We start from the raw sequence: 11,895 nt of genomic DNA, 5'->3' as shown, positions 1-11,895 counted from the left end.
GCTTTAGTAAGGTAAATCATTCTTTTATGTGAATTTTGTCGGCGGGCGCACATTGCAATGCCGTCGGGGTTTGCCACAATTAAGCAATGTGGCTTCCCGGAGAAAGAGTATGACTGCCAACACTTCCAGCCTGCTGTTACTGATGTCTTTCGCCGCCGGTACCTTTTCTGCAGGTTCATCCAATAATCCGCAGCATTTGATGCTGTCGCAGCCCTCAGGCGGCGTGCCTAACAATCTGCTGCCGCTGATCATCTGGCCGGGCATCGCGCCTGACTATGATGAAGAGCTGCAAAGCAACAGCGCCGAATGGTTTGAAAAAACCTTCACTGCCAACGGCTGGCCGGCCGCGTGGCGCGCACCGATCTTTCCTTACACTCATTACCATCCGAATACCCATGAAGTGCTGGGTGTGGCGTCCGGTTGGGCAGAAGTGCTGTTTGGTGGCGATAGCGGCCGCATGGTGACGCTGCGCGAGGGCGATGCGGTGCTGATCCCCGCCGGTGTCGGCCATAAACAGGTGTTCGCCTCAGACGATTTTTTCGCCGTTGGCGCCTATCCTGAAGGGATGTCGCCTGAAACCGTGCGTGATGAACCTTCTCGTTTACGCGCGGCGAAAGATCAAATCGCGCGCGTACCTTTACCGCATCGCGATCCTTTCACGGGGGGCGATGGGGCGATGACGGATATCTGGCTGCCAATTGCGCAGCAGTTAATGCACCAGTAAGGTGCAATCTGAGGGTTATTCGGCGCTGCTCCGCTATCGGGGCGCGTGTGCCGTTTGGGGCGTGAGCCTCTGGCACACTTTGTGCAGGAGAGGATCCAGGTCCTCTGACAAGCACCGGGTAAATCATGAAAGAAAGCTACCAGATAGCGTCACACTTCTATGATGAGATGTTAATGAGCAACGGCGAACACCGTGCGCACTATCAGCATTACTGGGAGTGGTTACAACAGGCGGACAAAGAGGCCGTGGCGCGTAAGCGCGAAGAAGCGGAACTGCTGTTTCATCGTGTGGGCATCACCTTCAATGTCTATGGTGACGATGGCGGCGCGGAACGGCTCATCCCGTTCGACAGCGTACCGCGTATTATTCCGGCGGGTGAATGGGCGATGCTTGATCGCGGCATCCGCCAGCGCGTGCAGGCGCTGAATGCCTTCCTGCATGACATCTACCATCAACAACACATCCTCAAGGCGGGGATCGTGCCTGCCGAGCAAGTGCTGGTAAACGATCAATATCAGCCCTGCATGCAAGGTGTCGATCTGCACCGCAACATCTATGCGCACATCACCGGTGTCGATATGGTGCGCAACAACGACGGCGAGTACTACGTACTGGAGGACAATCTGCGCACGCCATCTGGCGTCTCCTACATGCTGGAGAACCGCAAGATGATGATGCGCCTCTATCCCGAGTTGTTTGTCGAGCAGCATGTGGCACCGGTAGAACGCTATCCTTCGCATCTGCTGCAAACCCTGCGCGAAAGCTCACCGGTCAACGATCCGGTGGTGGTGGTGCTGACGCCGGGTCGCTTCAACAGCGCTTACTTCGAACACAGTTTCCTGGCGCAGCAGATGGGCGTCGAGCTGGTGGAAAGTGCCGATCTGTTTGTCAAAGACGGTGCGGTGATGATGCGCACCACCGCCGGGCCCTGCAAAGTCGATGTGATCTATCGACGTGTTGATGATGCGTTCCTCGATCCGCTGGCGTTCCGTCCCGATTCGATGCTCGGCGTGCCGGGCCTGCTGTCGGTGTATCGATCCGGCAACGTGGTGCTGGCCAATGCGATCGGCACCGGCGTGGCCGATGACAAATCGATCTATCCCTACGTGCCCGACATGATCCGCTTCTATCTGGATGAAGATCCGATCCTCAACAACGTGCCGACCTGGCAGTGCCGTAAGCCGCAGGATCTGACTTACGTCCTCGCCAATCTCAGCAAAATGGTGGTGAAAGAGGTACATGGCGCCGGCGGTTACGGCATGTTGATTGGCCCGGTGGCCAGCCAGCAAGAGTTGAGTGATTTCCGCGATCGTTTGAAAGCACGCCCGGAAAACTACATCGCGCAGGACACGCTATCGCTCTCTACCTGTCCGACTTTTATCGACAACGGCCTGGCGCCGCGTCATATCGATTTGCGTCCCTTTGCCTTATGCGGAGCGGATATTCGTTTAGTACCGGGTGGCTTAACCCGCGTGGCGCTGACCGAAGGTTCGCTGGTGGTGAACTCGTCGCAGGGCGGTGGCACCAAGGACACCTGGGTTCTGGAGGATGACGCATCATGCTAAGCCGCACGGCCAGTGGCCTCTATTGGATGGCGCGCTATCTGGAGCGCGCAGAACAACTTGCCCGGGTGCTGGATGTCACCAATCGGCTTTCGCTGATGCCGGTGCGTAACAGCCAAACCGATGAGCTGCTGTTGCCGCTCAACCTCACCGGCACGCGCCAGCTGTTTGAAACCCTCAACGGGCGTTTCACCATGCCGCAGCTGTTTAACTTTTTCGCCCTTGACGATCGTAACCCCAGCAGCATTTTTAGCTGCTGGCAGGAGGCGTGGAACAATGCGCACGCGGTGCGCGGCAGTCTGTCGTCTGAGGTGTGGGAGAGCATCAACTCGACGTGGATTGAGATGCGTAACATGCGGCGACGCGGCATCACCAGCGCCAACGCTGACAGCTTTTTTGACTGGGTTAAAGAGCGCTCACACCTGTTTCGCGGCGCGATGTTCGGCACTTTGCTGCGTGGCGATGCGATGTGTTTTATCCGTATCGGCACACTGATGGAGCGCAGCGACGGCACCGCGCGTTTGTTGAGCGTCAACCAGCAACTGCTGGAGCAGAACCCCGATTCGGTGCGGGAATATTACTGCCTCGATACCTTGCTGCGTGCCGTGTCGGCGCGTGAAGCCTATAACGCGATCTTTAAGCAGCAGCTGATGCCGGATCTGGTGAATGAGATGCTGATCCTGCGTAACGAAAGCCCGCGTTCGCTGCACTCCTGCATTGAGGAGATCGCCAACCAGCTGGAACAGATCGGCAGCAGCGGTGAGGATCGTCCACGCTATCTGGTGACGGTGCTATTGGCTGAAATGCGCTTCAGCACCTGGGAAAGTCTGACGCGTGACGGGTTGTATAGCTGGCTTAATCACTTTCTCTCGCAGAGCAACGCGCTGGCAGAAAGCATCAATCAGACCTATCTGGAGGCGAAATGAGACTGAACATCGAGCACAAAACCTGGTATGCCTATGAGCAGCAGGTCAAACTCAGCACCCAGTATCTGCGCCTGACGCCGCAAAACTCGGTGCACCAGCAGATTTTGTCGTGGGATCTCGATTTACCGTGCGAAGCCACGCGTACCCTGGATGCTTATGGCAACGTGTTGCACGTGCTGACGCTGGATACGCCACATCAGCAACTGGAGATTGCCGCGCGCGGGGTGGTGGAAATTCTGGATGAAGGGGAGTATTCCCCCGATCCTGAATCGATCCTTTCGCCTTTGGTGTTTCTGCGCGCCACGCCATTAACCTTGCCCGATGCGGCGATTCGCGATTTCGCACAGCGCTACTGGCACGCAGAAAAACCGCTCGCCAGCCTGGAAAAACTGATGGATGAGCTGCTGTTAAAAATGCCGTACCAGCCTGGCAGCACGCAGGTGAGTGATACCGCAGCGAAAGTATTTGCGGCGGGCAGCGGCGTTTGCCAGGATCACAGCCATGTGTTTCTGGCTTGTTGTCGCAGTCTCGGGATCCCGGCGCGCTATGTCAGCGGCTATCTTTATACGGACAATGTCGAACACGTTGCTACTCACGCCTGGGTTGAAGCCTGGCTGGATGGCAGTTGGCACAGCTTTGATATCACCAACAATACGCGCAGTACGCGCCAGCATTTACGTCTGGCGGTGGGTGTGGATTATCTCGATGCTTGTCCGGTGCGCGGTATGCGACTGGGCGGCGGCGGTGAGGATATGCTGGCGATGGCCGCGGTGCAGCAGGTGCATGCGCAGCAGTGATATTTTTTTGCAGGCGTGACTATGACTTATTGTGTGGCAATGCGTTTATCGTCAGGGATGATTTTTGTATCGGATTCACGCACCAACGCGGGCGTCGATCATATTTCCTCGTTCCGTAAATTACACGTGTTTCAGGTGGATGATGAACGCACGCTGGTGCTGCAAAGCGCCGGTAATCTGGCGACCACGCAAAGCGTGATGAGTTTGCTACGGCGTAATAACCACGACAGCGATCAGCCCAATCTGCTGAATGGGCGCTCGCTGTATGACATTGCGCTATTGGTGGGGGAAACCCTGCGTGAAGTGATCAAGCGTGATGGCGAAGAGTTTGGTGGCACGCTGCTGTTAGGTGGACAGATTCGCGGTGAAGAGCCGCGCCTGTTCCAGATCTATCCGCAGGGCAACTTCATTGAAGCCAGCGTGGATACGCCTTATTTCCAGATTGGTGAAAGCAAATACGGCAAGCCGATTATTGATCGCGTATTGCGCTATGAAACCCCGCTTAGCCAGGCAATGCAGTGCGCGCTGATTTCCATGGATTCAACGCTGGCGAGTAACATTTCGGTAGGCCTGCCGCTGGATGTGATGGTCTATCACACCGACAGCTTCAAAGATAACGAACAGCATCATATTACCGAACAACACCCTTACTTTTCGCAGATTCGTCAGCTGTGGAGCAAAGGCTTGTTGAGCGTGTTCTCACAATTGCCGCCGTTAAAACTATAGAGCAACGCCGCGAGAGACATCACGCCGCTACCCTAAAGCGCCCCTTTCGGTAGCGGCGTCACTCCTTGCACATTTTCCCGCAATAACGCCGCGTCAGTCCCGCGTGATAAACCGCGTTGCTGCAATGAATTGATCAATTCAGTCGCGGCGCACTGTCGTGCTTCTCCTTTCCGCTCCTGCTTTTTCCGTTCCGCTTCGGTACTGGTCATAAATCTGAAAACAAGCCTGTTTAACTTCGGTGCCATAAACCTCTGCGCACAAAAGGTGAATGATGTTTTCTGTTGATCAGCTTCTCGATACTTACTGGCCAGGCCATCACCCCGCGAACTGGCAAAAAAGCCTGTTGAAATGGGCCGTTCGCGAACATGAATTCCAATCTTTTGCTGACCGTTATCGCCACCTGAAAGGGGTGGATATGGTCGAGCAAGTGCTGGAGCACCTGGATGTGCGCTGTGAATTAAGTGAACGCGATTTGGAGCAGATCCCGACCAGCGGCCCGGTGGTGATTGTCGCCAACCATCCGCTCGGTGCGCTCGACGGCCTGGCGCTGCTGGCGGCCGTTTCTCAGGTACGTCGTGATGTGAAAATCGTGGCGAACCGCATGTTGATGATGCTGGAACCGATTAACAACCTGATGTTGCCCGTGGATAACATGGGCAACCGTACCAGTCGCGAACAGCTGACGCGCATGCAGCAGCATCTCGACAATCAGGGGGCGCTGATTATCTTCCCGGCAGGTGAAGTGTCCCGTCTCTCCAGCCGTGGTGTGCGCGATAACCGCTGGCATCACAGCTTCCTGCGCCTGGCCGCCCGTGCTCGTGCGCCGATTGTTCCGGCACACGTCGTCGGACGTAATAGCCTGGCGTTCTATGCCGCCGCCAAAATTGCCTCACCACTGGCGCTGCTGATGCTGGTGCGCGAAATGTTCCGCCAGCGTGGATCGCGCATCAAGCTGCACATTGGCGAGCAGATCCCGTTTGCCAACTGGCACGACGGCCACACGCCGGGCAAAGAGCTGGCGAAACGGCTGCGTAAGCACTTGTATCGCATTGGTCAGGGCCGTCGGGGTCTGTTCCAGACTGAAGCGGCGATTGCGCGTCCGGAAGACCGTGCCGAACTGAAAAAAGCGCTGATGGAGAGTGAGCGTCTGGGCTCGCTGCCGGATGGCAAACAGATCTACCTGTGGCGTCGTAACGGCGCGACCTGGGTGCCGCTGCTGCGTGAACTCGGACGCCTGCGTGAAATCGCCTTCCGCGCCGTGGGCGAGGGCAGCGGTCGCCGTCGTGACCTCGATAAATACGATGACGATTACTATCACCTGATTCTGTGGGATGACGACGCGCTGGAAATTGTTGGCGCTTATCGCTTTATTCCGGGTGCCGAGCAGCTGGAACGTCGTGGTCTGGAAGGCATCTACAGCGATAGCCTGTTCCATTACGACGAGCGCATGCTGCCGATCATCAATCAGGGTCTGGAACTGGGTCGCAGCTTTATCCAGCCCGCCTACTGGGGCAAACGTGGTCTGGATTATCTGTGGATGGGCATTGGTGCCTATATCGCCAAATACCCGGAGACCCGCTATCTGTTTGGCCCGGTATCGATCTCCGGCGGTATGCCACTGGCGGCACGCGATCTGTTAGTGGCGTTCTACCGCATGTACTTCCCAACCGAGTTGCCGTTGGCGAAGTCGCGTCGTCCCTATCCGGCCTCGTTGCCAGAAGTGCTGGCGCAGTTTACCGGTGATAACTACGCGGAAGACTTGCGCCGCCTGAAGCATCTGCTGGCGAACCTCGGCACCGCGATTCCCACGCTCTACAAGCAGTATTCCGAAGTGTGTGAGCCGGGCGGGGTGCAGTTTATCGATTTCGGCAGCGACCCCGATTTCAACAACTGTATCGACGGGTTGGTGCTGGTGGATCTGTCACGCGTGAAGCCATCGCGCTATGAGCGTTATATCGGCATGCATTTGCAGGCTGAAAGCGTCGAATAAGGTACACGGAGGCTCTCGGGCCTCCCGTTCTGTTTGAGCACGGAAACGTCAAGTTGATGTCACGGGATCGTCATCTGATTGTCGTAGGGTCTTAGCCGGACTGTCAGATAAAGGCCAGAAACATGGCAACGATCACACTTCGCGGGTTAAGCAAAGCCTTTGCTGCCCAGCCGGTACTTCAGGATATCTCGCTGCAGATTGCGCAGGGAGAGTTCATCGCCGTTCTGGGTCCTTCGGGCTGCGGCAAAACCACCTTATTACGTCTGCTGGCGGGCTTTGAAACCGCTGATGCCGGTGAAATCCACGTCGGCGAGCGCTGCTTCGCTGCGCCAGGCGTGCACCTGCCGCCAGAAGATCGCCAACTTGGCGTGGTGTTCCAGAGCTATGCGCTGTGGCCACATATGACGGTGGCGGAAAACGTCGCCTATAGCCTCAAAGTCAACGGCGTAGCGCGCCATGAGCGTGACAGCCGTACGCAGCAGGCGCTGGAACTGGTGGGATTAGAAAGCTTTGCCTCACGCCGCCCCGCCGATCTTTCAGGTGGCCAACGTCAGCGTGTGGCGTTAGCCCGCTGTCTGGTTGCCAAACCCACGCTGGTGCTGCTCGACGAACCATTGGCCAATCTTGATGTGCACCTGCGCGCCACCATGGAAGAGGAGTTTCGCCGCTTCCATCGCCACAGCCACGCCACCTTGCTCTACATCACCCACGACCAGCACGAAGCGATGGCGCTGGCCGACCGCATTGTGGTGATGGACGGCGGCCGCGTGATGCAGTTTGCCACGCCGCAAACCCTGTGGCGTGAACCGGCGAATGCAATGGTGGCGGGTTTTATCGATGACGGCAAAGTGCTGCCGGTCAGCGATATCGAACCGACAGGCGAGGGCAAAGCGCTCGCCACGCTGTGCGGTCTGCGCGTCACCTTGCGCTGTGCGGCCGAACAACGCCCGATGCCTCACGGCAAAGCCAGTTTTCATGCGGTGGATTTCCGCCTCGCTGAACCGGATGAACCGCAGTTTGCGGTGCGCGTGCAGCGGGTGATCTATCGCGGCAGCCATTACCAGATTGATGTTGCGCCACTTGATGCGCCAGACCACAGCATCACGCTGCAGCTGGCGGAGACCGCTTTACCCGTTGCAGACGCGACCCTTGGGGTGGCGCTGCGCGACGGTTGGATCCTTCCTTCATAACATTCAGATACTTAGGGAAATTGCTATGCGCACGTCTTTTAACGCTTTGATGTTAGCCAGTGGATTAGTGTTTGCCGCCACCAGCCACGCCGATGATGCCCCGTCCGGCAAGCTGGTGATTTACACCTCACAGGCACCGGAAATCGCGCAGCAAACCGTGGACGCGTTCAAAGCCGCGTACCCGAAAGTCGAAGTGGAGTGGACGCGTAACGGCACCACGCAGCTGATGAACGTGTTGCAGACCGAGATGATGAGCGGTGGTGCCAAGCCGGACGTGCTGCTGATTGCCGATGCCATCAACCTCGGTGCCCTGAAAAATCAGAACCAGCTCTACAGCTACAACGATGCGCCGTTGAGTCACATCAATCCGTCCTTCTACGACAAAGACAAAACCTTCTTTGGTACCAAAATCATCGCCACGGTGATTGCTTACAACACCCAGCACGCACAGCCGATTGACAGCTGGAACGCGCTGGCGGTAGAGGCCAATAAAGGTCAGATCGCCATGCCAAGCCCACTTTACTCCGGCGCGGCGCTGTACAAGCTGCACACCGATATCAACACGCCAACCATCGGCTGGGACTTCTACAAGAAGCTGGCAGCGATTGGCGTGGCACCGCAGGGCGGCAACGGTCCGGCGCTGAAAGCCGTTGCCAGCGGACTGGATAAGTACGGCATCATCACTGACGCTGACGTGATTCTGGCGAAGAAAAAAGGCTCGCCCGTCGATCTGGTATACCCGAAAGAGGGCGTGTCTTACGTGACGGAGCCGGTAGCGATCATGAAGTCGGTGCACAACCTGCCAGCCGCTAAAGCCTTCGTGAACTTTATGCTGTCTGAGGAAGGTCAGAAGCTGGTGGTCGAGCAGGGTAACCGTCCGGTGGACGATCGTGTTTCTGCACCGGCGGGCTTCACACCCATCAATAAAATCAAGCTGCTGACGCCTGACGTCGCGAAAGCCATCAAGGAAGATGCTACGGTGCGCGATCAGTTTACCGCGCTGTTTGGCGGCTAAGCATGAGCGTGGTGAGCAACGAGTGGCGTAACGCGACGCGTGGCGGTCAACGCTGGCGTTTCAACAGCGAAAAGCTGATCCTGGCACTGATGGTGCTGCTGATTGGCTTATTGTCGGTGGCGCCACTGCTGCGACTGGTGTGGACGGCCATTGCCCCGCAAGGTGTGCCGGATCTGGCGCGCTTGTCGCGTCTGATTGCCAGCGACCGTGTGCTGATTGCCAGTGGCAATACGTTGCTCATCGCCTTGAGTTCGACCCTGATTTCAGTGCTGCTCGGCACCGCCGCCGCCTGGCTGGTGGCGCTGAGCGATCTGCGCGCCAAAACCGCCTGGGTATTTGCCTTTATCCTGCCGCTGATGATTCCGCCGCAGGTCACGGCGCTCGCATGGCTACAGGCGCTGGCACCGTCCAGCCCGTTAGCCCTGCTGTTTGGTTCACTCGGCTTGCCATGGTTTGCACCAGGCGAGCAACCGCTTTATTCGCTGAGCGGCATCGTGCTGCTGCTCGGTACACACAACGCGCCACTGGTGTTTCTCACTGTGCGTGCCGGTTTGCGTCGTATACCGGCTGATTTAGTCGAAGCGGCGCAGATCAGCGGTGCCTCGCGGATGCGCGTGTTATTGACCATCATTCTGCCGCTGGCGCGCCCGGCGATCTTTGCCGGGGCTGCACTGACCTTTGTTGCGGCCGCCGGTAACTTCGGTATTCAGGCGATGCTGGGCATTCCAGCCCGCGTGCCAACGCTGATTACGCTGGTCTATCAGCAGCTTAACGGCATTGGCCCGAGTGCCTTACCCAATACCGCCGTTTACGCGCTGCTGATTGCCGTGATCACGCTGGCGGGTATGGCGGCCAGCGCCTGGCTCGGCGGTCGTCACGATGTGCGCGTCAACGGTGCGCCGCGTCTGTGGCAGCAACCGTTAGGACGCGGACGGTTGGCGATTGAAGGCGCGGCCTGGCTGTGGATGGCACTAACGCTGCTGCTGCCGGTCAGTGCGCTGCTGATCACTGCACTCACCAGCGGATATGGTCAGGCGCTCACCTGGCAAACGCTGACGCTGGAGAACTTCCGCAGCGCGCTATGGGGCTATCCGGCGGTGCGCCATGCCTTTATGACCAGCCTCGGGCTGACCACGCTGGCGGCGATAATTCTGACGTCCACTGCGCTGTTCCTGGCGTATTTCCTCAGCTGGCGCCGGACCAAACTGGTGCGCGGCCTGTGGCTGGCGAGTGAACTGACTTATGCCTTGCCGGGGATTGTCACCGGCGTAGCGGCGATGCTGTTCTTCCTGCGCCCGCTGCCGATCATCAATGTGTCGCTGTATGGCACGGTGTGGATCATCCTCGCCGCTTATCTGGCGAACTTCCTTGCGCTAGTGTTGCGTCCAACGCTGGCGGGATTCGCGCAGCTGGAACCGGCGCTGGATGAGGCGGCACGCTTGTGTGGTGCCAGCTTTATGCGCCGCATGCGCGATATTTTACTGCCGCTGGCGGCGCCTTCTGCGCTGGCGGGCACGGTGCTGGTGTTCCTCACCGCACTGAATGAAATCCAGGTTTCGGTATTGCTGGTGACCTCGCAAACCCAAACCATCGGACCCACCATCGTGTTCCTTGACGAAGGGGGCTCCGCCTCGCTGGCAGCCGCGGTAGGCTGCCTGATGATTCTGGTCGTGTGTTTGCTGATGGGACTGGCAACGCGGCTGGCGCGGCGTCTGCCGCAAGGGGTTTTACCATGGCAAGCTTAACGGTTATCAGCGGTGTGGGTGGCAAGCTGCCCGCGGCTTTTTTGGTCGAGATGGAAGGCTATCGCCTGCTGTGGGATCTCGGGGCCGGTCCACAACCCGGCGTGCGCCCGGATATCCGCGCCATTGGCCGCGTTGATGCGTTATGTTTGACCCACTCGCACATTGACCACGCGGCCTCGCTCGACTGCTGGGCGCAAATCGGCTCGCCGCCGGTGTACGCCACCGAGCAAACCTGGTTACAGCTGGCTAACGTCGCGGTGCCGATGTATGCGCGACGTTTGTTACCGCTGCGCGGGCAAACGGCCATTGGCCCGTTGCATCTGTTTACTGGCCGCAGCGGCCATTCACCGGGCTCGGTGTGGTTCCATCTGCCCATCGCCGGTGGCATCACCTACATGGGCGACTGGAGCCGTGAAGCGCTGCTGTTACCGTTTGACTGCCCGCCGTCGGCAAAACTATTGATCACGGATGCTTCCTACGGCGACCGCACGCAGCGGTTGCGCGATCAAATGGATGCGTTGGCGATGGCCGCCACCCAAGGCGCGGTGATTGCCGTGCCGGAACACGGACGCGGGCCGGAAGTGGCTTTACAGCTCACCGCGCGGGGTCTGGCGGTTCAGCTCTGCCCACAAATTCGCAGTGAGGTCGCGCAACTGCTGGCGATGGACAAGCTGCCCGCCACCACGGCGCTGGGATTGGTGCGCTTGTTGAAACAGCCGCAGCCGCAACAATGGCAACCTGCAGATGTGATTGTGGCGGCCGATGCGGTGGCCGACAGCGGCTTAGCCGCGCAGCTGAGTGCTCAGCCAGGCTTTAAGCTGATCTTCAGCAGTCACGTTGCGCCCGGCACACGCGCAGCCAGGTTGCTAGCCGATCAGCAGGCAACCTGGCTGCCGTGGAACGTTCATCCGCCGATTGACGATCAACTGTGGTTGATCGAGAAAACCGCTGCCCAGCGCGTGATACCAGCCTTTGTTGCGGCGGCGGAGTGCCCGATTTTAGCGGCGCGTGCCCCTTTGTGCTGGCAAGCGCATTTTCCCCTGCAATGCCATCTTGATAGCCCCCGTTTCCCCCACGAGCAGCGTCAACGCAGCAAGATAAATTGAGTATCCCGCTGAATGTTTTTTCGCCATTGCCGATAACCTGACTACCAACTTTTGTCTGTGGGCGATTAACGCTTGTCAGCGCTGTGCTTTTGCGTTTAAGTCTCCACAGCAATT

Annotated in this window: 10 protein-coding genes; all 10 read left to right on the top strand. The window is 58.2% G+C overall.

Annotated features, from left to right (window positions below):
• The first annotated feature begins 109 nt into the window (after positions 1-109).
• A complete protein-coding gene (locus IAE30_RS12500) occupies positions 110-724 on the top strand; it encodes a cupin domain-containing protein (RefSeq protein ID WP_045814779.1) in 615 nt (204 codons plus the stop codon).
• Positions 725-849: 125 nt separating this feature from the next.
• Positions 850-2,289, top strand: a complete 1,440-nt coding sequence (locus IAE30_RS12495; RefSeq protein ID WP_200679851.1) for a circularly permuted type 2 ATP-grasp protein — start codon at positions 850-852, stop codon at positions 2,287-2,289.
• The gene (locus IAE30_RS12490) at positions 2,283-3,212 is read left to right on the top strand and encodes an alpha-E domain-containing protein (RefSeq protein ID WP_200679850.1); all 930 of its coding nucleotides are present in this window, start codon (positions 2,283-2,285) and stop codon (positions 3,210-3,212) included. Before IAE30_RS12495 ends, IAE30_RS12490 begins: the two co-directional genes overlap by 7 nt.
• Entirely contained in the window at positions 3,209-4,009 is an 801-nt protein-coding gene (locus tag IAE30_RS12485; protein ID WP_200679849.1) for a transglutaminase family protein, read from the top strand. Before IAE30_RS12490 ends, IAE30_RS12485 begins: the two co-directional genes overlap by 4 nt.
• A 21-nt stretch (positions 4,010-4,030) precedes the next feature.
• Complete coding sequence (locus tag IAE30_RS12480; protein WP_038644739.1) at positions 4,031-4,735, top strand: proteasome-type protease; 705 nt, start codon at positions 4,031-4,033, stop codon at positions 4,733-4,735.
• Positions 4,736-5,006: 271 nt separating this feature from the next.
• Entirely contained in the window at positions 5,007-6,725 is a 1,719-nt protein-coding gene (locus IAE30_RS12475; protein ID WP_034828463.1) for a lysophospholipid acyltransferase family protein, read from the top strand.
• 122 nt (positions 6,726-6,847) lie between these two features.
• The gene (locus tag IAE30_RS12470) at positions 6,848-7,915 is read left to right on the top strand and encodes an ABC transporter ATP-binding protein (protein ID WP_200679848.1); all 1,068 of its coding nucleotides are present in this window, start codon (positions 6,848-6,850) and stop codon (positions 7,913-7,915) included.
• Positions 7,916-7,940: 25 nt separating this feature from the next.
• Positions 7,941-8,930, top strand: a complete 990-nt coding sequence (locus tag IAE30_RS12465) for an ABC transporter substrate-binding protein (protein ID WP_200679847.1) — start codon at positions 7,941-7,943, stop codon at positions 8,928-8,930.
• Positions 8,931-8,932: 2 nt separating this feature from the next.
• The gene (locus IAE30_RS12460; RefSeq protein WP_200679846.1) at positions 8,933-10,675 is read left to right on the top strand and encodes an iron ABC transporter permease; all 1,743 of its coding nucleotides are present in this window, start codon (positions 8,933-8,935) and stop codon (positions 10,673-10,675) included.
• The gene (locus IAE30_RS12455) at positions 10,663-11,781 is read left to right on the top strand and encodes an MBL fold metallo-hydrolase (RefSeq protein ID WP_200679844.1); all 1,119 of its coding nucleotides are present in this window, start codon (positions 10,663-10,665) and stop codon (positions 11,779-11,781) included. Before IAE30_RS12460 ends, IAE30_RS12455 begins: the two co-directional genes overlap by 13 nt.
• Positions 11,782-11,895: the final 114 nt, after the last annotated feature.

Source organism: Pantoea sp. S61 (assembly GCF_016625145.1).
GTDB classification, from domain to species: Bacteria; Pseudomonadota; Gammaproteobacteria; order Enterobacterales; family Enterobacteriaceae; genus Pantoea; species Pantoea rwandensis_B.
The sequence above is the reverse complement of the archived record's forward strand: the minus strand, read 5'-3'. Positions and strand labels throughout refer to the sequence as shown.

Excerpts from the sequence above, each read along its gene's own strand:
- IAE30_RS12485 (WP_200679849.1), top strand. The coding sequence starts at position 3,209 with ATGAGACTGAACATCGAGCACAAAACCTGGTATGCCTATGAGCAGCAG.
- IAE30_RS12480 (WP_038644739.1), top strand. The coding sequence starts at position 4,031 with ATGACTTATTGTGTGGCAATGCGTTTATCGTCAGGGATGATTTTTGTA.
- IAE30_RS12460 (WP_200679846.1), top strand. The coding sequence starts at position 8,933 with ATGAGCGTGGTGAGCAACGAGTGGCGTAACGCGACGCGTGGCGGTCAA.
- IAE30_RS12475 (WP_034828463.1), top strand. The coding sequence starts at position 5,007 with ATGTTTTCTGTTGATCAGCTTCTCGATACTTACTGGCCAGGCCATCAC.
- IAE30_RS12455 (WP_200679844.1), top strand. The coding sequence starts at position 10,663 with ATGGCAAGCTTAACGGTTATCAGCGGTGTGGGTGGCAAGCTGCCCGCG.
- IAE30_RS12465 (WP_200679847.1), top strand. The coding sequence starts at position 7,941 with ATGCGCACGTCTTTTAACGCTTTGATGTTAGCCAGTGGATTAGTGTTT.
- IAE30_RS12470 (WP_200679848.1), top strand. The coding sequence starts at position 6,848 with ATGGCAACGATCACACTTCGCGGGTTAAGCAAAGCCTTTGCTGCCCAG.
- IAE30_RS12490 (WP_200679850.1), top strand. The coding sequence starts at position 2,283 with ATGCTAAGCCGCACGGCCAGTGGCCTCTATTGGATGGCGCGCTATCTG.
- IAE30_RS12500 (WP_045814779.1), top strand. The coding sequence starts at position 110 with ATGACTGCCAACACTTCCAGCCTGCTGTTACTGATGTCTTTCGCCGCC.
- IAE30_RS12495 (WP_200679851.1), top strand. The coding sequence starts at position 850 with ATGAAAGAAAGCTACCAGATAGCGTCACACTTCTATGATGAGATGTTA.